Source organism: Nocardioides iriomotensis (genome assembly GCF_004168035.1).
Lineage (GTDB): Bacteria > Actinomycetota > Actinomycetes > Propionibacteriales > Nocardioidaceae > Nocardioides_B > Nocardioides_B iriomotensis.
This window is the reverse complement of the sequence record NZ_SDPU01000037.1, coordinates 1-19,325: the sequence shown is the minus strand read 5'-3', so window position 1 is coordinate 19,325 and position 19,325 is coordinate 1. Positions and strand designations below refer to the sequence as shown.

The window sequence follows — 19,325 nt, the reverse complement described above, 5'->3', positions numbered from 1 at the left end:
TCATGGCCGAGCAGCTGACGATGAACCGAGTGATCCATGCCGCCGTGCGCCGGGACCTGACCCGGCTCGACGCCGCCCTCGGCGCGGTGGCCGACGGCGACACCGCGCGGGCGCAGCAGCTCCAACGGGCGTACGCCGCGCTGCACGAGCAGCTCTCGCACCACCACCGGCAGGAGGACACCTACATCTTCCCGACGCTGGAGCGGCTCGGCCTCGACCCCACGCTGGTCGCCGAGATGGACAGCGAGCACCACAAGATGGCCGAGGCGCTCGACGAGACCGCGACGGTGATGCGCCGCTACGCCGCGAGTGCCTCCGCCGCCGATGCCGGCTCCGCGCTGGCGAGCGTCCGCTCGACCACACAGGTGGTCGAGCGGCACCTCGCGCACGAGGAGGCCGAGCTCGAGCCGCTGATGGAGCCGTACCTCGAGGACCCGACCTTCAAGCAGGCCGAGAAGGACCTGCGCAAGGGGCCGGTCACGCAGTCCGGCGTCTTCTTCGCCTGGCTCACCGACGGGATGGAGCCGCACGTGGAGTCGTCGCTCAAGTCCTACGTGCCGGGGCCGGTCGTCCTCGTGCTGAGCAAGGTGTTCGGCCGCCGTTACTACCGCGAGGTGGCCCCGGCCTGGAAGGTCTGACGCCGGGACGTCGCGGCGCCCCGGATAGCCTGCGCGCATGCCCGAGCAGCCCGAGCAGGTGTCCGAGATCTTCGACCCGACCGCGTGGCGCGCGGTCCCCGGCTTCGACGACCTCACCGACCTGACCTACCACCGCGCCGTCGACCACGGCACGGTGCGGATCGCGTTCGACCGGCCCGAGGTGCGCAACGCGTTCCGCCCGCACACCGTCGACGAGCTGCTCCGGGTGCTCGAGCACGCCCGCACCTCCAGTGACGTGGGCTGCGTGCTCCTCACCGGCAACGGGCCGTCGCCGAAGGACGGCGGTTGGGCGTTCTGCTCCGGCGGCGACCAGCGGATCCGCGGGCGAGCGGGGTACCAGTACGCCGACGGCGAGACCGCGGAGTCGGTCGACAAGGCGAAGCTCGGCCGGCTGCACATCCTGGAGTGCCAGCGCCTGATCCGGTTCATGCCCAAGGTCGTGATCTGCGTGGTGCCGGGCTGGGCGGCCGGGGGCGGCCACTCGCTGCACGTGGTGTCCGACCTGACGCTCGCCTCGCGCGAGCACGCGCGGTTCAAGCAGACCGACGCCGACGTCGGGTCGTTCGACGGCGGCTTCGGGTCGGCGTACCTCGCCCGCCAGGTCGGCCAGAAGTTCGCCCGCGAGATCTTCTTCCTGGGCGACGACTACACCGCCGAGGACGCCCACCGCATGGGCATGGTCAACAAGGTCGTCGACCACGCGGACCTCGAGCGCGAGGCGCTCGAGTGGGGGCGGAAGATCAACGGCAAGTCGCCGACCGCGCAGCGGATGCTGAAGTACTCCTTCAACCTCATCGACGACGGGCTGGTCGGCCAGCAGCTGTTCGCGGGTGAGACCACCCGACTCGCGTACATGACCGACGAGGCCGTCGAGGGCCGCGACTCCTTCCTCGAGAAGCGCGAGCCCGACTGGTCCGCCTTCCCCTGGTACTACTGAGCGGCCGCAGGTGGGGGCGACGACGCACGACCTGACGATCGGCGACCGCGAGGTCGTCAAGCGCTACCGGTCCTGGGACCGGGGCGAGCCGGACCGCGAGTGGGCCGGCCTGGTGCTGCTGCACGAGCACGCGCCCGGTCTCGCGCCCGAGCCGCTGGCGCGGCGCGAGGTCGACGGGGTCCCCGAGGTGGTGATGACCCGGCTTCCGGGCCACGCCCTCGGTGACGGGCCGTTGTCGGAGGGCGAGGCCGACGGGCTGGCCGCCGCGCTCGACCGGCTGCACGCCGCCGTTCCCGAGGCGGCGCTCGCCGGGCAGCCCGAGCGGCTGGCCGGGCCCGCCGAGCTGCGGGGCTGGTTCGGCACCTGGGACCTCGGCGACCCGGCGACGTACGCCGGACCGGTGGCCGAGACCGTCGATCTCGCGCGCACGTGGGTGGAGTCCGACGAGGCGGCGCGGCTGGGCGGCCCCTTGGCCGAGCGCAGCTTCGGGTTGGCCGACGGCAACCTGGCCAACGCGCTGTGGGACGGCGCGACCTGCCGCTGGGTCGACTTCGAGGACGCCGGCGTCAGTGACCCGGCCTACGAGGTCGCCGACCTGCTGGAGCACATCTCCGTCCGGCTGCCGGGTCTGCTCGACCCCGACGACGTCGTGCGCCGGCTGGGCTGGACCGGCGAGCGCGCGGAGCGCGTGGCCGGCTTCCGGCGGATGTTCGGGGTGTTCTGGCTGTTCATGCTGCTGCCCGGCGGTCGCGCCCACCACCGCAACCCGCCCGGCACGCTGGAGGACCAGGCGGCGTGGACCCGCGGGCTCCTGGAGGGCGCGTGAGCGACCGGCGGTCGCGCTCGGCTACCGCGATGGCGCGGTAGCGGCGATCCCGTCGAGGATGCGGTGCAGGCCGAACAGGTACTGCTCGCGCGAAACGTACGCCGCCATCACGTCGGTCACCGCCGCCGACCGGGGGTAGACGTCGGCCGGCGTCTGCGCGAAGGCCTCGCGCCGCGCGGCGACCCGCTCGCGCTCCGGTGGGAGCGGCCCCGGGCCGCCGGCGCTCGGGTCGGCGACGTCGAGCGCCATCGAGCCGAAGGCGTAGGTGATGAGCAGGTACGACGACCGGGCGGCGTCCTGCGGCGACAGCCCGGCCGCGTCGAGGAGCTCGAGCAGCCGCTCGCCCAGCGCCAGCGCGTGCGGGCCGTCGATCGGGCCGCCGATGGTCAGCGGCACCGCGCCCGGGTGCCGGGCGAGCACGTCGTGCAGCGCGACCGCCAGCACCTCGACGCCGCCGCGCCACGACTCGCCCGCGCGGGGCGGAGCGGCGGCGCGGACCTCGCCGAGCAGCCGCTCGACCACGCCCTTCTCGACCGCGGCCTTGTCGGGGAAGTACGTGTAGACCGCGTTGGGCGCGACGCCCACCCGGCCGGCGATCCCGCGCACCGACATCGCCGCGGTCCCGCCCTCCTCGAGGAGCGCCAGCGCGGCGTCGACGATCTGCTCCTCCGACAGCGCCCGCTGGGGTCCGCGCCGGCCCCGCTTCGGCCGGGCGGTGCTCTCCTGCGGCATCCGGTCCAGTCCTCCCTTGACAAGTTATTGGACACCGTACAGCATTCTGGTATCGACAAACTGTACGCCGTACAAAAACTGGGGAGGGGCCATGACCACGACCACCACCGTCCGCACCGTCGACCAGACCTCCGACCGCGGCCTGCGCCGCGTCACCGGGGGCCTCTTCGTCGTCGGCGCGCTCGCCTTCGGCGGGGCCGCCACCGTGCTGTCCTCGACCTTCGAGTGGCCCGACATCCTGCGCGAGCCGGCCTCGGTGGTGCTGCCGGCGTTCGTCGACGGCGGCAGCACGCTGGTGTGGACGTGGTTCGCCGTCGCGTGGACCTACGCCATCATCGCCGTGCCGATCCTGCTGCTCCCCGCGGCGCTCGGCCGGCGCGGCGACGTCGCGCTCCGGACCGCCACGACGATCGGCTTCGCCTCGGTGGTGCTGTCGGTGGCCGGCTTCCTGCGCTGGGTGTTCGTGGTGCCCCCGCTCGCGGCGTCGTACGTCGAGGGCGACGCGACCACGAAGGCCGCGGTCGACGCCGCCTGGACCGCGCAGCACCAGTTCGGCGGTGCGCTGCTCGGCGAGCACCTCGGCGAGATCCTCGCGATCGCCTGGTCGGTGACGGTCGCGGTGGTCGTGCTGCGCAGCGGCGTGCTGCCGCGCTGGGTCGGCTGGACCGGTCTGGTGACGAGCCTGCTGTACCTGCTCAACCAGGGCGACGTGATGGCGACCGCGCTCCCGGACTTCCCCGTGTGGGACCTGGCCGGGCTGCTCGGCAGCACGACGTGGGGGCTGTGGGTCGCGGCGCTCGGCGTCGCGGTGTGGCGACGCCGTGACACCATCGGGGCGTGACGCGCTGGAGCCGGCTCAGCGGAAAGGTGGGCGGCGAGCAGTACGCCGCCCGCTTCGCCGCCCTCGCCGCCCGCGGTGAGGACGTCCACGGCGAGGCGGCGTTCGTCGACGGGCTCGTCGAGCCCGGCTCGCGGATCCTCGACGCCGGCTGCGGCACCGGCCGCGTCGGGATCCGGCTGGCAGAGCTGGGTCACACCGTCGTCGGTGTCGACGTCGACGCCTCCATGCTCGCCGTCGCGCGCCGGGAGGCGCCCTTGCTCGCCTGGCACGAGGGCGACCTCGCGCACCTGCCGGAGCCCGTCGCCGCCGACGCGCCGTACGACGCCGTGGTGCTGGCGGGCAACGTCGTGCCGCTGCTCGCCGAGGACACCCTGCCCGCGGTGCTCCCCGGCCTCGCCCGGCTGCTGCGTCCGGGCGGGCTGCTCGTCGCCGGGTTCGGGCTGGACGACGCGCACCTGCCGCCCGGATGCCCGGTGACGCCCCTGGCCGACTACGACGCGGCCGCCGAGGACGCCGGGCTCACCCCGGTCGACCGGTTCTCGACCTGGCAGGCCGCGCCGTTCGACGTAGCCCAGGGCTACGTCGTGGTGGTCTATCGAGCCTGACCCGTCCGGGTCTTGTGGGAGGTCGCCGTGGCGGCGCATCGTCGCGCCATGACGGACGTCGACCTGGACTTCAGCGACCTGCGGGCGCTCTACCTCAACTGCACGCTCAAGCGCTCACCCGAGCTCAGCCACACGCAGGGCCTCGTGGACATCAGCACCGCGATCATGCGCAAGCACGGCGTCGACGTCGAGGTCCTGCGCGTCGTGGACCACGACATCGCCACCGGCGTCTACACCGACATGACCGAGCACGGCTGGGCCAGCGACGAGTGGCCGGCGATCCACGAGAAGGTCATGGCCAGCAACATCCTGGTGATCGCGGGCCCGATCTGGCTCGGCGACAACTCGAGCGTCACCAAGCGCGTCATCGAGCGGCTGTACGGCGCGTCGGGCGACCTCAACGACGCCGGCCAGTGGGCTTACTACGGACGGGTCGGGGGCTGTCTCATCACCGGCAACGAGGACGGCATCAAGCACTGCGCGATGGACGTCCTGTACTCGCTCCAGCACGTCGGCTACACGATCCCGCCCCAGGCCGACGCCGGCTGGATCGGCGAGGCCGGCCCGGGTCCGTCGTACCTCGACCCCGGCAGCGGGGGACCCGAGAACGAGTTCACCAACCGCAACACCACGTTCATGACCTGGAACCTGATGCACCTGGCCCGGATGCTGAAGAACGCGGGCGGCATACCGGCGTACGGCAACCAGCGCGCGGAGTGGGACGCGGGTGCACGGTTCGACTTCGTGAACCCGGAGTACCGGTGACCTACCACCACCCCTGACGCTTCGCCCAGATCAGCAGCAGGCCCGAGATGGTGACCATCGTGACCAGCACCAGGAGCAGCTGGGTCACGTGCGTGTGCTCGTTGACGATCACGTTCATGCCGTAGACGGACGCGATCGCGGTGACGGGCAGGGTCACCGCGGCGATCACGGCCAGCCGCTCCATGGCCACCGTCATCTTGGTGTTGACCTTGGTCTGGTAGAGCTCGATCACGCCGAACAGGAAGTGCGACTCGCCGTCGGCCACCGACCGCACCCGGTCGAACTGGTCGGCCAGGTCGCGGGCCAGCGCGCGGCTGGCCTCGGGCACCCACCGGTCGAGTGCGCCGATCCGGGCACACACGTCGTGGGTCTGGGCGGCCATCGTGCGCGCGGTGATCAGCTCGTGCCGGATCAGGAACATCTTCTCCAGCAGCGCTTCCGGCTCGGTCAGCTGCGACTGCATCACCTGCTGCTCGAGGCCGGGCAGCCGTTCCGCGACGTCGCGGACGAGGTCGCGCTGGCTGCGCGCGACCCCGGACGCCACGGCGTACGCCACGTCGGCGGGGCTCGTCGGCCGGAACCGGCCCTCCTCGATGCGGTGCAGCACGCCGTCGGTCTCGACGAGGGCGTGGGCCGGGTCGACGATCGGGTTGAGCGGTCCGTGCACGGTCACGAGGTAGTGCTCGCCGACGATCAGGTCGAGCTCCAGCAGGTGCACGTGGCCGGCCTCGCCGAGCAGCGGCGTGTGCATCGTGAGGAACCAGTGGTCGGGGTAGCTGTGCACCGTCGGCACGTGGTTGCGCACCGTGCAGGCCTCGATCACCTTGGGGTGGCAGCCGAGCCCGTGCAGGAAGCCTTCGGTCTCGTCGTCCCAGTGCGGCACGTCGACCCAGAGGAAGCCGTCGTCGCGGCCGAGCAGGACGACCACGTCGTCGCTCGGCCGGTCGTGCGCCCCGTCGGCGTCGATGAACCGGACCCGCATGTGCACAGCGTGGCCCGACGACCGTCGGCCGTCCAGGCTCTCCGGGTGGGCAGGTGCGGCCGGGCCCTGGGTCGAAGGGGTGAGACACGGCTCATAGTTCGTGGCCGCGTCGTGGCGGGTGCCCTAGGTTGCCCAGGGTGAAGATCGCAGTCGCCAGGGAGACCCGTGAGGGCGAGGCCCGTGTCGCGTTGGTGCCGGAGCTGGTGAGCAAGCTGACCACGCTCGGCTGGCGCGTCGCCGTCCAGCCCGGGGCGGGAGCCGGAGCGTTGCACGACGACGAGGAGTACGTGGCCGCCGGCGCGGAGGTGTCCGAGGACGCCCTCGCCGACGCCGCCCTCGTCGTGTCGGTCGGGCCGCTCGACGTCGGTACGGTCCGCTCGCTACCGGCCGGCACCGCCACGGTGTCGTTCCTGCCGACGGGCCAGAACCTCGACCTGGTGGCCGACCTCCGCGACTGCGGGATCACGTCGTTCGCGATGGAGCTGGTGCCGCGCATCTCGCGGGCGCAGTCGATGGACGCGCTGTCGTCGCAGGCACTCGTGGCCGGCTACCGCTGCGCGATCGTCGCGGCCGGGATGCTCCGCTCGTTCTTCCCGCTCAACATGACCGCCGCCGGCACCGTGCCGCCCGCCCAGGTCGTGGTGCTCGGCGCCGGTGTCGCGGGCCTGCAGGCGATCGCGACCGCCAAGCGGCTCGGCGCGGTCGTCAAGGCGTACGACGTGCGCGCCGCCGCGGCCGAGGAGATCCGGTCGATGGGCGCGGTGTCGATCGACCTCGAGCTCGAGACGCTCGAGGGCGCGGGCGGCTACGCGCGAGAGATGACCGAGGAGCGCGCCGCCCGCCAGCGCGAGCTGCTCACGCCGTACATCGCCGCCGCCGATGCCCTCATCACCACGGCCGCCGTACCCGGGCGGCAGGCGCCGATGCTCGTCACCGCCGCCATGGTCGAGCAGATGGGTCCCGGCTCGGTCGTGGTCGACCTCGCGGCCGAGAGCGGCGGCAACGTCGAGGGCTCCGTGGCCGGCGAGATCGTCCGTGTCGGTCACGCGCAGGTGTGGGGCGGTCTCAACGTGCCCGCGCAGATGCCCGGCCCGGCGTCCCGCCTGTACGCGCAGAACGTCGTCAACCTGGTCACCCTGATGACCCGCGCCGGCGGTGACGGCGACGACGAAGCGGCGTTCGCCCCCGACTTCGACGACGAGATCGTCGCCGGCTCGTGCGTCACGCACGGCGGCGAGGTCCGCCACGAACCCACCCGCCAGGCCCTGGAAGGGACCCCCGCATGAGCGAGCCGATCGTCTGGCTGACCGTCTTCGTGCTCAGCGTGTTCGTGGGCATCGAGGTGATCTCCAAGGTCTCCTCGACGCTGCACACGCCGCTGATGTCCGGAGCGAACGCCATCCACGGCATCATCCTGCTCGGCGCGATCATCGTGACGGGCGCGGCGGACTCGACCCTGCCGCTCGTCGTCGGGCTGGTCGCCGTGGTGCTCGCGACGGTCAACATGGTCGGCGGCTTCGTGGTGACCGACCGGATGCTGCAGATGTTCACCCGCAAGAAGAAGCCCGTGGCGGCCGCGTCGGGTGAGGGGGCCGGCCAGTGACGACACCGGTCTGGGTGCAGCTGGTCTACCTGCTCTGCGCCGTCTGCTTCATCCTCGCCCTGAAGGGGCTCTCCGGCCCGCGCACCGCGCGGTCGGGCAACCTGATCGGTGCCGCCGCGGCCGTCGTCGGCTGCACGGTCCCGTTCTTCTACCTCGACCTCGACCACGTGGCGCTGATCCTCGGCGCGATCGCGATCGGCACCGCCGGCGGTCTCGTCGGTGCCCGGCGCGTGCAGATGACCCAGATGCCGCAGATGGTCGCGCTGTTCAACGGCGTCGGCGGCGGCGCGGCCGCCCTCGTCGCGCTGCTCGAGCTGCAGCACCTCGGCGACGACGCGGGCTGGTTCGAGCTCGCGGCGACGGCGTTCACGATCGTGGTCGGCTCGATCTCGTTCTCCGGCTCGGTGATCACGTTCCTCAAGCTGCAGGAGCTGATGACGTCGCGGCCGGTGATCTTCCCGGGTCTCCCGGTCGTGTTCGGCGGCGCGCTGCTCGCCGCGGTCGCGCTGTCGGTGGTCACCGTGACCGCGCCCGCCGTCGGCGTCGGCGTGATCCTCACGTTGCTCGGCCTGCTGATCGGCGTGCTGCTGGTGCTGCCCGTCGGCGGCGCCGACGTACCGATCGTCATCTCGCTGCTCAACGCCTTCACGGGCCTGACCGTCGCGGCCGGCGGTTACGTCCTCGGCAACACGCTGCTGCTCGTCGCGGGCACGCTCGTCGGCGCGTCCGGAACGTTCCTCACCAAGCTGATGGCCGCGGCGATGGGCCGCTCGGTCGCCAACATCCTGTTCGGGGCGCTGAAGGGTGGTTCGACGCTGGGTGCCGGCGAGATCTCGGACCGGCCGGTGAAGTCCGCCGGGGCGGAGGACGTCGCGATCCTGCTCGGCTACGCGTCCAAGGTGATCATCGTCCCCGGCTACGGCCTCGCCGTCGCCCAGGCGCAGCACACGCTGCGCGAGCTCGTCGACGTGCTCGGCGAGCGCGGCATCCACGTCGACTACGCGATCCACCCGGTCGCCGGCCGGATGCCCGGTCACATGAACGTGCTGCTCGCCGAGGCCCAGGTGCCCTACGAGCAGCTCAAGGAGATGGACGACATCAACGGCGAGTTCAAGCAGACCGACGTCGTCCTCGTCGTCGGCGCGAACGACGTCGTGAACCCGGCCGCCAAGACCACGCCCGGCGCCCCGATCTACGGCATGCCGATCCTCAACGCCGACGAGGCGCAGCAGGTCATCTTCATGAAGCGCTCGATGCGCCCCGGCTTCGCCGGGATCGAGAACGAGCTGCTCTTCGACCCGCGCACCACGCTGCTCTTCGGCGACGCCAAGGACTCGCTCGGCAAGCTGCTCAGCGCCGTGAAGTCGCTGTGATCCCCGACGAGGACGCGGGGCGGGTCAAGGTCTGGAGCCGTGTCGAGGTGAGCGCCAACCTCTACCCGCTGTTCCGCGGCTGAGACGTGTGACCACGCTCATGTAACAGCGAGTTACATGGAACGGCGGGATCTGGGTACGCTCGCAGCCGGGAGGGGACCCGAGCACGGACAGCCGCTGGAGGTCCTGATCATGGCTGCACACGACCGCGATGACGACACCGTCGACGAGACCGTCGACGAGCCGATGGCCCGACCCGACGGCCACCGCTACGAGAGGCCCGAGTCGGCCGACGACACCCGCTCGAAGAGCTGGGACTACGCCGTCCTCGGCATCCTCGTCGTCGTCATGCTGGTGCTGGTCGCGACCGGCACCGTCCCGATCTTCGACTTCTGACCCCGATTCGTCCGCAGAATTGCGTCCGTCCCAGGCGTGGTCGTCGCGGACGAATCGGGGTGCGGCGTCAGCCGACGACGCCGTACAGGCGGTCGCCGGCGTCGCCGAGACCCGGCACGATGTAGCCCTTCTCGTTGAGCTTCTCGTCCATCGCGGCGGTCACGACGGTGACCGGGATGTCGAGGCCGTCCAGCTCCTTCTCCAGCCGGTCGCAGCCCTCGGGCGCCGAGAGCAGGCAGATCGCGGTGATGTGGTCGGCGCCGCGGTCGACCAGGAACCGGATCGCCGCGGCCAGCGTGCCGCCGGTCGCGAGCATCGGGTCGAGCACGTAGCACTGCCGGCCGCTCAGGTCGTCGGGCAGTCGCTCGGCGTACGTCGACGCCTCCAGCGTGTCCTCGTTGCGCACCATGCCGAGGAAGCCGACCTCGGCCGTCGGCAGCAGCCGCATCATCCCGTCGAGCATGCCGAGCCCGGCGCGCAGGATCGGCACGACCAGCGGCTTGGGCGAGGCGAGCTTGGTGCCCTTGGCCTCGGCGACGGGGGTGGTGACGGTGACCTCGTCGACGCGCACGTCGCGGGTGGCCTCGTAGGCGAGGAGGGTGACCAGCTCGTCGGCCAGCCTGCGGAACGTCGGGGAGTCCGTCGTCTCGTCGCGCAGCGCGGTGAGCTTGTGGGCGATGAGCGGGTGGTCGGCGACGTGGATGCGCATGGGTGGAATCTAGTAGGGGATTCGTCCCTGGTGCGAGGCCGGTCGCTCTGCCACCATCGAACACGTACGCGGACCGGTCGCGGTGCGCGCGAGGCGACGAGGAGGCGGGGATGTCCGACGAGTTCGACGCGAACGCCGAGGGCGTGGACTTCGCGCTGGTGGCGTACCGCGAGGAAGGCGTGTGGCAGCTCCAGGAGCTGGCCCCCGAGACCGCGGGCGACCTCGACGGGTTCGCGCACGAGCTGCGCCGCTACCCCGGCGACGGTGGGTCGCTGGGCTTCGTCTCGGTCGACGAGGACTTCTTCCTGATGCTGCGGGTGCGCGGCGAGCGCACCAAGATCCTGCTCTCCGACATCACCGCCGCCACCGACTGGCCGATCGCCAAGGAGGCCGTCGAGGAGCTCGAGCTGCCGCAGCCCGACGACGAGGACGACCAGGTGCCGGCCGGCGACCTCTCGATCGTCGCCGACCTCGGCATGGGCGCGATGGACATGGGGGCGCTGCTCGACGACGTCGACCTGTACCCCGACGAGATGCTCGGCGACATCGCCAGCCGCCTCGGGTTCGGCTCGCTCTACGACCAGGTGCTCGGGGTCCCCACCCCGTGAGCGCCTGGTGATCCCCGCCGACCGGTGGGCCGTCCCGATGCGGGCGGCCCTCGACGAGGCGCGCGCGGCACTCGCCACGTCCGACGTACCCATCGGCGCCGTGGTGCTCGACGCCGACGGCACCGTGCTGGGCCGCGGCCGCAACGAGCGCGAGGCGTACGCCGACCCCACCGCGCACGCCGAGGTGGTCGCGCTCCGTCAGGCGGCCTCGGCGCGCGGCGAGTGGCGCCTCGAGGGGTGCACGCTGGTGGTGACCCTGGAGCCGTGCACGATGTGCGCCGGCGCGAGCGTGCTGGCCCGCGTCGAGCGGGTGGTGTTCGGGGCGTTCGACCCGAAGGCGGGTGCCGTCGGCTCGCTCTGGGACGTCGTGCGCGACCGTCGGCTCAACCACCGACCCGAGGTCGTCAGCGGCGTGCTCGCCGACGAGGCGGAGGCGCTGCTCCGGGAGTTCTTCGAGGGCCACCGGACCCCTTGAGGCGCTGTCCGGCAGGGTGGCACCGATTTCGGGCCGCGCCTGGCGTTCCGGTACATTGCTCCGCGGTGGCGTGTCCGAGCGGCCTAAGGAGAACGCCTCGAAAGCGTTTGTGGGCGCAAGTCCACCGAGGGTTCAAATCCCTCCGCCACCGCCAGCCCGTCCCAAGGGACGAAGCGCCGTCGCTGCGGCCCCGAGAGGGGCGCAGCGGCGGCGCTTCACATGTCACGGCCTGGCGCGTCGTCACGCCACCTCGCGAGAACCCGGCCCGGACGTCTTGTCGATTCGCCACCGGCTCGATCGTCATCGGGGTGGAGTCGCGGACGCGGCTCCGTCCGCACCCGTAGGAGGATGTGCCGATGAGCAAGTACCTGATGCTGCTTCCCGCCCCTGAGGCCGAGTGGGCCGAGCTGCCCGCGTCCGAGCACGAGAAGGGCATGCGGTCGCACGGACAGTTCCACGAGGACCTCGCCGCCGGCGGGCACACGCTGATCGCCGTGAGCCCGCTGGAGCCGTCCGCGAAGGCCACGTCGATGCGCCCGGACGGCACCGGAGGCGCCATCGTGACCGACGGACCTTTCACCGAGTCGGTGGAGCAGATCGTCGGCTTCTACCTCATCGAGAGCGACGACGAGCCCGACCTCCGGGCGGCGTGCGAGCGCTTCGCGGCGCGCGGCGAGCACATCGAGCTCCGCCGGCTGGAGGAGTGAGCGCGGGTCCTGACCCCCTCGGACCAGGGTGTGCTGACCCGTCCGGGCCCACCTTCTGCGCCATCGCGACATAGCGGTGCGCTGGGTCTAGCCCGGTCGTTGCCGGGCCATGGCCACCGGCGCAGAGTGCGAGGTCCGGGTCGTGCCCGCACCCGCGACCGAACCCCCGAGGACCGAAGGAGGCCCCCATGGCACAGTTCCTGTTCCAGGTCGCCTACACCAGCGAATCCTGGAGCACCCAGGTCCGCCAGCACGGCAACGTGCTCGAGCGGATCCAGCCGTTGATCGACGGCTGCGGCGCCAGCATCACCGGCTGCTTCTACGCCTTCGGCGACTACGACCTCGTCCTGCTCGCGGACTTCCCGAGCTCCGAGGACGCCGCCGCCTTCTCGCTGGCAGCAACGGCCGGCGGATCGCTGAAGTCGATCAAGACGACGCCGCTGCTGAGCGTCGACCAGGGCATCGCGGCGATGCGGCGTGCGGAAGAGGTAGGCCGCAGCTACCACCCGCCGGTGTCCAGCCCCGCCGAGCGCCGGTAGCGCCCGAGGACGTTCCACCGAGGCTGACGCCGCCGCCAGCGGCGCCGGCCTCGCGGCACGTCGAGAACAGGCGGCGAGGGGCTCAACCCGGACGGTCCCGCTCCCGATACTCCAGACGCCCCGTCGTAGCGTCCTTGGAGTCCCGATGCGCCTTGCCCTGCCCCTGCCGGTCCGCGTGGTCGTCGCCGCGCTGCTCGCCACCCTCGCCGTCGTCACCGTCGGCGTGAAGACCGCGGACGCCGCACCGCCGGCCGACCACGGCACGAAGCAGCTGGCCAAGCAGGTCGCGAAGGCGGAGCGTGCGCTGGACCGCGCGCTCAAGACCCAGCGCACCAAGAGCCTCTCGGCCGAGACGGTCGCGGCGCTCCAGGCCAACGCGGAGGACGACAAGGAGCTGCTCGCGACGTACACCACGCGCAAGGAGCTGAAGGGCTTCCGCACGGTCAACTACGTCCTCGTCGTCAACGTGCTGCGCAAGGCCGAGAAGCTCGGGCTGACCGACGTCGTGACGCAGGCGGTGACGGTGACCGCCACCAGCAGCAAGGCGGACGTCCGGGCCGTTGTTGCCGCGTTCGAGGCGGCCGCTCCTGCCGATGACGAGGCGGACGAGCCCGTCGAGGGCTAGCCTCTCCGGCGTGGAGGGACAGCAGCAGCCGCCGACCGACTACCGCTTCCTTCTCGCCAACGAGCGCACCTACCTCGCCTACGTCCGCACCGGGCTCGCGCTCCAGGTCGCCGGTCTCGGCGTCCTGCAGTTCCTGACCCAGGGGCACGACGCGCTGCGCCTCGTGCTCGGCCTCGCGCTGATCGGCGTCGGGTCGTACGTCGGGGCGTCCGGCTACCGGCGCACCCGCCAGGCGGAGGAAGACATCCGGGCCGGACGCGAGCTGTCGCCCCCGCACGCCAGGGCCACCACGACCATCGTGGTCGTGGTGGCCCCGCTGCTCGTCGGGCTGCTCATCGCCCTGCGCTGACCAGCTCCCGTTCGTCGGCCGCCTCGTCGTGGGCGGTGGTGTCGAGCGCGTCGTCGCCGAGCACGTCCCGGCCGCGCGGAGCGTGGTACGCCTCGACGTCGAGGATGCCCTCGCGCTTGGCCACGATCGTCGGCACCAGCGCCTGGCCGGCCACGTTGGTGGCGGTGCGCATCATGTCGAGGATCGGGTCGATGGCGAGCAGCAGCGCGACGCCCTCGAGCGGAAGGCCGAGCGTGGACAGGGTCAGGGTCAGCATGACGGTCGCGCCGGTGAGGCCGGCGGTCGCGGCGGAGCCGATCACCGACACGAACGCGATCAGCAGGTAGTCCTGGATGCCGAGCGGCACGCCGAACACCTGGGCGACGGTGATCGCCGCGAGCGCGGGGTAGATCGCCGCGCAGCCGTCCATCTTGGTGGTCGCGCCGAACGGTACGGCGAACGACGCGTAGTCGAGCGGCACGCCGAGGTTGCGCGTCGTCACGCGCTGGGTGAGCGGCATGGTGCCGACCGACGAGCGCGACACGAAGGCGAGCTGGATGGCCGGCCACGCGCCGGAGAAGTACTTCGCCGGCGACAGCCCGTGCAGCCTCGCGATCACCGGGTAGGCGACGAAGAGCACGATCGCGCAGCCGACGTACACGTCGACGGTGAAGATCGCGAGCGGCGCCACGAGGTCCCAGCCGTAGGTCGCCACGGCGGAGCCGATCAGGCCGAGGGTGCCGACCGGGGCGAGCCTGATGATCCACCAGAGCACCTGCTGGATCACGGCGAGCGCGGAGCGCATGAAGGCCAGGAACGGCTCGGCCTTCTCGCCGGCCTTGAGCGTCGCGGCCCCGATGGCCAGCGCGATCACCACGATCTGCAGCACGCTGAACGAGGCGCCGTCGGCACTGGCGGAGAGGCCGAGGAAGTTCACCGGCACGAGCCCGGTGAGGAAGTCGAGCCACGAGCCGGTCGTGCCCTCGTAGGCCGCGCCCTGCGAGGCGGTGACGTCGGCGGAGGCGCCGGGGTTCGTGAGCAGGCCGAGGGTGATGCCGATCGCGACCGCGATCAGCGAGGTGATCATGAACCAGAGCAGCGTCTGGACGGCCAGGCGCGCGGCGTTGGCGACCTGGCGGAGGTTCGCGATGCTCACGACGATCGCGACGAACACGAGCGGCGGCACGGCGGCCTTCAGCAGGCCGACGAAGACGCCGCCGATGGTCTCGAGACCGGTGGCGAGCCACTCGACGGAGTAGACCCGGGCGACGAGCCCGAGCAGGACGCCGAGCACGAGACCGGCGACGATCTGGACCCAGAAGGGGATCCGGCGGAGCGCAGACATGGCGAGAAGCCTTTCCGAGAGGGAGGTGCGTCAGGCAAATGTCTATAACAAAAGTGCACTTTGATTCATGCCCGGGTGCGGGCGTGAGTCCGCTCACGCCCGGGGCAGCCAGGCCTCCAGCCGATCCAGCGCGGCGCGGATCTCGTCGGGCGAGCTCGCGAACGACAGCCGCACGAACCGGTTGCCGACGGCCGTGTCGAAGTCGATCCCCGGCGCGGTGGCGACCCCGGTCTCGGCCAGCAGGCGGTGGCAGAACGCCATCGAGTCGTCGGTGAGGTGACCGACGTCGGCGTACACGTAGAACGCGCCGTCGGCGGGCGCGAGCCGGTCGATGCCGAGCCGCGGCAGGCCCTCGAGCAGCAGCGCGCGGTTGGTGGCGTACCGGGCGACGTGACCGTCGCACTCCGCGTACGACGCCGGCGTGAACGCCGCGACGGCGGCGCGCTGCGCGAGGGCGGGCGGACAGATCGTGAAGTTGCCGGTGAGCACGTCCACCGGGCGCCGAAGCCGGTCGGGGACGAGCATCCAGCCGATCCGCCACCCGGTCATCGAGAAGTACTTCGAGAACGAGCTGAACACCACGGCCTCGCGCGACGTCGCCCACGCGCTCGCGTGCCGGGCGCCCGGGCCGGAGCCGGTGCCGGCGTACTCGATGCCGTGGTAGATCTCGTCGCTCACCAGCTGCACGCCGTGCTCCTCGCACCAGCGGGCGAGACCGGCCAGCTCCTCGGGCCGCAGCATCGTGCCGGTCGGGTTGGCCGGGCTGGCCACGACCAGACCCTGCACAGGGCGGTCCAGCTCCTCCAGCATCGCCACGGTCGGCTGGAACCGACTCTCCGGTCCGGCCGGGAGCTCGACCACCTCGCAGCCGAGCGCGGTCAGCACGTTGCGGTAGCACGGGTAGCCGGGCCGCGCGATGGCGACGCGGTCACCGGGCTCGAAGGCGGCGAGGAACGCCAGCAGGAAGCCTCCGGACGACCCGGTCGTCACCACCACCTCGTCGGCGGAGACGTCGAGGCCGTGGAACCGGCGGTGGTGCTCGGCGATGGCGGCACGCAGCTCGGGCGTGCCGATCGCCTCGGTGTAGCCGAGCACGTCGGCGTCCAGCGCCGCCTTCGCCGCCTCGCGCACCGCGACCGGCGCCGGGGTGGAGGGCTGGCCCGCCACGAGGTTGAGCAGGTCGCCGTGGGTGCGCCGGCGCTCGCCGGCCGCCGCGAGCAGGTCCATCACGTGGAACGGCGGGACGTTGGCGCGGCGTGCCACGGCGAGGCGCTGCTGCATCGGGTCACGGTAGCCGCCGTGGAAGCATGTGGCTCATGAGCGTCCAGGGGTCGGTGGCCGACGGGTTCGAGCCGGTGCGCGAGGTGTTCACGGACTGGGTCGAGGCGTCGGCCGGCACCGGTGGCGGCTTCGCCGTCTGGCACGACGGGCGCTGGGTCGTCGACCTCGTCGGTGGGTACGCCGACGCCGCGCGCACCCGTCCCTGGCAGCCCGACACGCTGGTGATGCCGTACTCCGTCACCAAGGCCTTCGCCGCGGTGACCGTGCTGGTCCTGGTCGACCGCGGGCTGGTCGACCTCGACGCCCCGATGACGACGTACTGGCCCCGGCTCCCTGGCGGCGCCACCGTCCGGCAGGTGCTCAGCCACACCTCCGGGCACGTGCTCCTCGACGAGCCGCAGCCCGAGGAGGCCTTGTACGACTGGGACCTGCTGTGCGACGCCCTCGAGCGCCAGCAGCCGGCCTGGCAGCCCGGCACCGCCATCGGGGAGTCCGCGCTGTTCTACGGCCACCTGCTCGGGCAGGTCGTCCGGGCCGTCGACGGCCGCACGCTCGGCACCTTCCTGTGCGAGGAGGTCTGCGTCCCGCACGGCCTCGACTTCCACGTCGGCGTTCTCGAGGCGGACCTGCCGCGGGTCGCCGACCTGACCGGGTACGACGCCGCGCTGCGCGCGTACCTCGAGCAGCGCGAGGGCCTGATGGTGCCCGCGCTGTCGAACCCGCCCGGTGCGCTGGACCCCGACGTCGTCAACGGCGACCGCTGGCGGCGCGCGGAGGTCCCCGCCGTCAACGGGCACGGCACCGCGCGAGCGGTCGCCGGCCTGCACGCCGCCCTGGCCGACGGTCGCATCCTGTCCGAGGAGCTGCTGGCGGAGATGACGCGGGAGCAGGCCGTCGGTGCCGACCGGGTCGTCGGTGCGGAGGCGCGGTGGGGGCTCGGTGTCGGTATCGAGCCGACCGACGGCTGGGGGATGGGCGGGCTCGGCGGCAGCTTCGGCTGGTGGAGCCGGGCCGGCGGCTACGCCGTCGGCTTCGTCACCGGCACGATCGGCGCGCGCCCGGACGACGAGGACCCGGGGACGCGCCTGGAGAACGCCGCGCGCGGGGTGCTCGGTCTCGCGCCGGTCTGACGCGATTCGACCAAGCGCGACCAGACCCTGTTAGCGGGACGTATCGCCCGATCGTGCTATGGCCCGCAACCGGGGTCGGGCGGAAGCCTGGTGACCCAAGAGAGCGGGTCGCCACGGGTCGGCTGGCCTCGTGGCGACCCGATATCGCGGCCGCCCTGGGTGCGATATCCCGCTCTCACACGGTTCGCGGTCGTCCTCGTCCATCCCCCGGCGGGGGCGACCGCCCCGGACCGTCCACGTCCCACTGCGACGCGCGTCGGCGTGCCGTCCTCACCACTAGGATGAGACCCCGCCGCCCCCCACGCCGAGGTGATACGTGACCTTCGACGCCCAGCAGCTGGACTCGGTCCTCCTGGTCGGCGCCGTGGTCATGCTGGTCGCGATCCTGGCCGTGCGCGTCTCGGTGCGCGCCGGACTCCCCAGCCTGCTGATCTACCTGCTGATGGGGGTCGTGCTCGGCGAGTCCGGGCTCGGCATCCGCTTCGACGACGCCAACGTCGCGCACGCGCTGGGCTTCGCCGCCCTGGTGCTGATCCTCGCCGAGGGTGGTCTCACCACCCACTGGCCCGACATCAGGCCCGCGATGCGGATGGGTGTCGCGCTCGCGACGCTCGGGGTCGCGGTCAGCGTCACCGTCGTCGCCGTCGGGGCGCACGTGATCTTCGGGATGGACTGGCAGCTCGCGATCCTGCTCGGTGCGGTCACGTCGCCGACCGACGCCGCGGCGGTGTTCTCGGTGCTGCGGCGGGTGCCCCTGCCGCGCCGGCTCACCGGTGCCCTCGAGGCGGAGTCGGGTCTCAACGACGCCCCGACCGTGCTGCTGGTGGTGCTGGTCAGCTCGGGCCACGCACTCGACTACGGGGTCGCCGGCTTCGTCGGCATCGTCGCCTACGAGCTCTTCCTCGGTGTGGTGGGCGGGCTGGCCGTCGGGTTCGGCGGGGCCTGGGTGATGCGCCGCGTCGCGCTGCCGTCGTCCGGCCTCTACCCGATCGCCGTGCTCGCCCTGACCGTGCTCGCATACGCCGGCACGGCCGCCCTGCACGCCTCGGGGTTCGCCGCCGTCTACACCGCGGCGCTGGTCCTCGGCAACAGCGAGCTCCCGCACCGGCAGGTCACCCGGTCGTTCTCCGAGGGCGTCGCGTGGCTGGCCCAGATCGGGCTGTTCGTCATGCTCGGCCTGCTGCTGTCCCCGGACCGGATCGGCTGGGTCCACGTCGGTACGGCGATCACGCTCGGCCTGCTGCTGACGCTGGTGGCACGCCCGCTGTCGGTGTTCGCGTGCTCGCTGGCCGAGCGCATGCGCTGGAACGAGCTGCTGTTCCTCTCGTGGGCCGGCCTGCGCGGCGCCGTACCCATCGTCCTCACCACGATCCCGCTCGCCGCGAACGTGCCCCGGGCGGAGGAGCTGTTCGACATCGTCTTCGTGATGGTGGTCATCTACACCCTGCTCACCGGACCGACCCTGCCGTGGGTCGCCAAGCGGCTCGGGGTCTCGCGGCAGGGCGAGCTGCGCGACCTCGAGGTCGAGGCGGCGCCGCTCGAGCGGGTGGCCGCCGACCTGCTGCAGATCACGATCACCCGGCACTCCCGGCTCCAGGGCGTGGAGGTCGGCGAGCTGCGGCTGCCGCCGGGCTCGTCGGTGTCCCTCGTGGTGCGCGACGGGCAGACCCTGGTGCCCGACCAGCGCACCGTGCTGCGCGCCGACGACGACCTGCTGGTGGTCACGCCGCGCAAGGTGCGCGAGGAGACCGAGCAGCGGCTGCGCGCGGTCTCGTTGCGGGGCCGCCTCGCGCACTGGCTCGAGGAGTAGCGCTACAAGGGCGCGTCTCTCAATTCAGTTGGCCTGCTGCGCGCCGCCC

At 72.2% G+C, this 19,325-nt stretch carries 23 protein-coding genes and 1 tRNA gene; 19 read left to right on the top strand and 5 right to left on the bottom strand.

The window, feature by feature from the left end; all coding sequences use genetic code 11:
* Window positions 1-2 precede the first annotated feature (2 nt).
* From ETU37_RS22425 to ETU37_RS22415, 3 genes are read left to right on the top strand one after another with little or no spacing between them, the layout of a single operon-like run.
* Entirely contained in the window at window positions 3-638 is a 636-nt protein-coding gene (locus tag ETU37_RS22425; RefSeq protein WP_165372650.1) for a hemerythrin domain-containing protein, read from the top strand.
* 37 nt (window positions 639-675) lie between these two features.
* Entirely contained in the window at window positions 676-1,596 is a 921-nt protein-coding gene (locus ETU37_RS22420; protein ID WP_129989629.1) for a 1,4-dihydroxy-2-naphthoyl-CoA synthase, read from the top strand.
* A gap of 10 nt (window positions 1,597-1,606) precedes the next feature.
* Window positions 1,607-2,422, top strand: coding sequence for a phosphotransferase family protein (locus tag ETU37_RS22415; protein WP_129989627.1), 816 nt, complete (start codon window positions 1,607-1,609; stop codon window positions 2,420-2,422).
* Window positions 2,423-2,443: 21 nt separating this feature from the next.
* Here the strand turns inward: ETU37_RS22415 and ETU37_RS22410 are convergent, their stop codons facing one another.
* On the bottom strand, window positions 2,444-3,154 hold the full coding sequence (locus tag ETU37_RS22410; protein WP_129989625.1) for a TetR/AcrR family transcriptional regulator: 711 nt from the start codon (window positions 3,152-3,154) through the stop codon (window positions 2,444-2,446).
* Between the two features lie 91 nt (window positions 3,155-3,245).
* Here ETU37_RS22410 and ETU37_RS22405 point away from each other — a divergent pair, with 91 nt between their 5' ends.
* From ETU37_RS22405 to ETU37_RS22395, 3 genes are read left to right on the top strand one after another with little or no spacing between them, the layout of a single operon-like run.
* The gene (locus tag ETU37_RS22405; protein ID WP_129989623.1) at window positions 3,246-3,995 is read left to right on the top strand and encodes a DUF4386 domain-containing protein; all 750 of its coding nucleotides are present in this window, start codon (window positions 3,246-3,248) and stop codon (window positions 3,993-3,995) included.
* Entirely contained in the window at window positions 3,992-4,600 is a 609-nt protein-coding gene (locus ETU37_RS22400) for a class I SAM-dependent methyltransferase (RefSeq protein WP_129989621.1), read from the top strand. The genes ETU37_RS22405 and ETU37_RS22400 overlap by 4 nt, the downstream gene beginning before the upstream one ends.
* 48 nt (window positions 4,601-4,648) lie before the next feature.
* Complete coding sequence (locus ETU37_RS22395; protein ID WP_129989619.1) at window positions 4,649-5,365, top strand: flavodoxin family protein; 717 nt, start codon at window positions 4,649-4,651, stop codon at window positions 5,363-5,365.
* Window position 5,366: 1 nt separating this feature from the next.
* On the opposite strand, the gene ETU37_RS22390 is transcribed toward ETU37_RS22395, so the two are convergent.
* Window positions 5,367-6,347 carry a magnesium transporter CorA family protein gene (locus ETU37_RS22390; RefSeq protein ID WP_129989617.1) on the bottom strand — a complete coding sequence of 327 codons (981 nt, stop codon included), beginning with the start codon at window positions 6,345-6,347 and terminating at the stop codon, window positions 5,367-5,369.
* A gap of 137 nt (window positions 6,348-6,484) precedes the next feature.
* On the opposite strand from ETU37_RS22390, the gene ETU37_RS22385 reads away from it, so the two are divergent.
* From ETU37_RS22385 to ETU37_RS22370, 4 genes are all read left to right on the top strand, one after another.
* Entirely contained in the window at window positions 6,485-7,633 is a 1,149-nt protein-coding gene (locus ETU37_RS22385; RefSeq protein ID WP_129989615.1) for an NAD(P) transhydrogenase subunit alpha, read from the top strand.
* Entirely contained in the window at window positions 7,630-7,950 is a 321-nt protein-coding gene (locus tag ETU37_RS22380; RefSeq protein ID WP_129989613.1) for an NAD(P) transhydrogenase subunit alpha part 2, read from the top strand. The genes ETU37_RS22385 and ETU37_RS22380 overlap by 4 nt, the downstream gene beginning before the upstream one ends.
* Window positions 7,947-9,323 (top strand): NAD(P)(+) transhydrogenase (Re/Si-specific) subunit beta, encoded by a 1,377-nt coding sequence (locus ETU37_RS22375; RefSeq protein WP_129989611.1) that lies wholly within the window; start codon window positions 7,947-7,949, stop codon window positions 9,321-9,323. The genes ETU37_RS22380 and ETU37_RS22375 overlap by 4 nt, the downstream gene beginning before the upstream one ends.
* A 192-nt stretch (window positions 9,324-9,515) precedes the next feature.
* Window positions 9,516-9,719, top strand: coding sequence for a hypothetical protein (locus tag ETU37_RS22370; protein ID WP_129989609.1), 204 nt, complete (start codon window positions 9,516-9,518; stop codon window positions 9,717-9,719).
* A 67-nt stretch (window positions 9,720-9,786) separates the two neighbouring features.
* Here ETU37_RS22370 and upp read toward each other — a convergent pair whose 3' ends face one another.
* Window positions 9,787-10,428 carry a uracil phosphoribosyltransferase gene (gene upp / locus ETU37_RS22365; RefSeq protein ID WP_129989607.1) on the bottom strand — a complete coding sequence of 214 codons (642 nt, stop codon included), beginning with the start codon at window positions 10,426-10,428 and terminating at the stop codon, window positions 9,787-9,789.
* A gap of 110 nt (window positions 10,429-10,538) precedes the next feature.
* Between upp and ETU37_RS22360 the strand changes: the two genes are divergently transcribed.
* The 7 genes from ETU37_RS22360 to ETU37_RS22330 all read left to right on the top strand — a co-directional run bounded on the left by ETU37_RS22360 (window position 10,539) and on the right by ETU37_RS22330 (window position 13,731).
* A complete protein-coding gene (locus tag ETU37_RS22360; RefSeq protein WP_129989605.1) occupies window positions 10,539-11,036 on the top strand; it encodes a tRNA adenosine deaminase-associated protein in 498 nt (165 codons plus the stop codon).
* A 37-nt stretch (window positions 11,037-11,073) separates the two neighbouring features.
* A complete protein-coding gene (locus ETU37_RS22355; protein ID WP_129989730.1) occupies window positions 11,074-11,511 on the top strand; it encodes a nucleoside deaminase in 438 nt (145 codons plus the stop codon).
* A gap of 64 nt (window positions 11,512-11,575) precedes the next feature.
* A tRNA-Ser gene (locus ETU37_RS22350) sits at window positions 11,576-11,665 on the top strand.
* A gap of 202 nt (window positions 11,666-11,867) precedes the next feature.
* Complete coding sequence (locus tag ETU37_RS22345) at window positions 11,868-12,218, top strand: YciI family protein (protein ID WP_129989603.1); 351 nt, start codon at window positions 11,868-11,870, stop codon at window positions 12,216-12,218.
* A gap of 188 nt (window positions 12,219-12,406) precedes the next feature.
* On the top strand, window positions 12,407-12,757 hold the full coding sequence (locus ETU37_RS22340; RefSeq protein WP_129989601.1) for a GYD domain-containing protein: 351 nt from the start codon (window positions 12,407-12,409) through the stop codon (window positions 12,755-12,757).
* 145 nt (window positions 12,758-12,902) lie between these two features.
* Complete coding sequence (locus ETU37_RS22335; RefSeq protein ID WP_129989599.1) at window positions 12,903-13,382, top strand: hypothetical protein; 480 nt, start codon at window positions 12,903-12,905, stop codon at window positions 13,380-13,382.
* A 10-nt stretch (window positions 13,383-13,392) separates the two neighbouring features.
* On the top strand, window positions 13,393-13,731 hold the full coding sequence (locus ETU37_RS22330) for a YidH family protein (protein ID WP_206054142.1): 339 nt from the start codon (window positions 13,393-13,395) through the stop codon (window positions 13,729-13,731).
* Here the strand turns inward: ETU37_RS22330 and ETU37_RS22325 are convergent.
* Together ETU37_RS22325 and ETU37_RS22320 are read right to left on the bottom strand one after the other, a co-directional pair.
* Complete coding sequence (locus ETU37_RS22325; RefSeq protein WP_129989595.1) at window positions 13,715-15,055, bottom strand: dicarboxylate/amino acid:cation symporter; 1,341 nt, start codon at window positions 15,053-15,055, stop codon at window positions 13,715-13,717. The genes ETU37_RS22330 and ETU37_RS22325 overlap by 17 nt on opposite strands.
* Window positions 15,056-15,148: 93 nt before the next feature.
* Window positions 15,149-16,336: a pyridoxal phosphate-dependent aminotransferase gene (locus ETU37_RS22320; RefSeq protein ID WP_129989593.1), complete on the bottom strand. Its 1,188-nt coding sequence runs from the start codon at window positions 16,334-16,336 to the stop codon at window positions 15,149-15,151.
* A 35-nt stretch (window positions 16,337-16,371) separates the two neighbouring features.
* Between ETU37_RS22320 and ETU37_RS22315 the strand changes: the two genes are divergently transcribed.
* Both ETU37_RS22315 and ETU37_RS22310 read left to right on the top strand, forming a co-directional pair.
* The gene (locus tag ETU37_RS22315) at window positions 16,372-17,466 is read left to right on the top strand and encodes a serine hydrolase domain-containing protein (protein ID WP_206054141.1); all 1,095 of its coding nucleotides are present in this window, start codon (window positions 16,372-16,374) and stop codon (window positions 17,464-17,466) included.
* Between the two features lie 316 nt (window positions 17,467-17,782).
* Complete coding sequence (locus ETU37_RS22310) at window positions 17,783-19,276, top strand: potassium/proton antiporter (RefSeq protein ID WP_129989589.1); 1,494 nt, start codon at window positions 17,783-17,785, stop codon at window positions 19,274-19,276.
* The last annotated feature ends 49 nt before the right edge of the window (window positions 19,277-19,325 follow it).

Coding starts and splice junctions, on each gene's coding strand:
- ETU37_RS22425 (WP_165372650.1), top strand. CDS start 3: ATGGCCGAGCAGCTGACGATGAACCGAGTGATCCATGCCGCCGTGCGC.
- ETU37_RS22420 (WP_129989629.1), top strand. CDS start 676: ATGCCCGAGCAGCCCGAGCAGGTGTCCGAGATCTTCGACCCGACCGCG.
- ETU37_RS22410 (WP_129989625.1), bottom strand. CDS start 3,154: ATGCCGCAGGAGAGCACCGCCCGGCCGAAGCGGGGCCGGCGCGGACCC.
- ETU37_RS22405 (WP_129989623.1), top strand. CDS start 3,246: ATGACCACGACCACCACCGTCCGCACCGTCGACCAGACCTCCGACCGC.
- ETU37_RS22395 (WP_129989619.1), top strand. CDS start 4,649: ATGACGGACGTCGACCTGGACTTCAGCGACCTGCGGGCGCTCTACCTC.
- ETU37_RS22390 (WP_129989617.1), bottom strand. CDS start 6,347: ATGCGGGTCCGGTTCATCGACGCCGACGGGGCGCACGACCGGCCGAGC.
- ETU37_RS22380 (WP_129989613.1), top strand. CDS start 7,630: ATGAGCGAGCCGATCGTCTGGCTGACCGTCTTCGTGCTCAGCGTGTTC.
- ETU37_RS22370 (WP_129989609.1), top strand. CDS start 9,516: ATGGCTGCACACGACCGCGATGACGACACCGTCGACGAGACCGTCGAC.
- upp (WP_129989607.1), bottom strand. CDS start 10,428: ATGCGCATCCACGTCGCCGACCACCCGCTCATCGCCCACAAGCTCACC.
- ETU37_RS22360 (WP_129989605.1), top strand. CDS start 10,539: ATGTCCGACGAGTTCGACGCGAACGCCGAGGGCGTGGACTTCGCGCTG.
- ETU37_RS22355 (WP_129989730.1), top strand. CDS start 11,074: ATGCGGGCGGCCCTCGACGAGGCGCGCGCGGCACTCGCCACGTCCGAC.
- ETU37_RS22345 (WP_129989603.1), top strand. CDS start 11,868: ATGAGCAAGTACCTGATGCTGCTTCCCGCCCCTGAGGCCGAGTGGGCC.
- ETU37_RS22340 (WP_129989601.1), top strand. CDS start 12,407: ATGGCACAGTTCCTGTTCCAGGTCGCCTACACCAGCGAATCCTGGAGC.
- ETU37_RS22335 (WP_129989599.1), top strand. CDS start 12,903: ATGCGCCTTGCCCTGCCCCTGCCGGTCCGCGTGGTCGTCGCCGCGCTG.
- ETU37_RS22325 (WP_129989595.1), bottom strand. CDS start 15,055: ATGTCTGCGCTCCGCCGGATCCCCTTCTGGGTCCAGATCGTCGCCGGT.
- ETU37_RS22320 (WP_129989593.1), bottom strand. CDS start 16,336: ATGCAGCAGCGCCTCGCCGTGGCACGCCGCGCCAACGTCCCGCCGTTC.
- ETU37_RS22315 (WP_206054141.1), top strand. CDS start 16,372: ATGAGCGTCCAGGGGTCGGTGGCCGACGGGTTCGAGCCGGTGCGCGAG.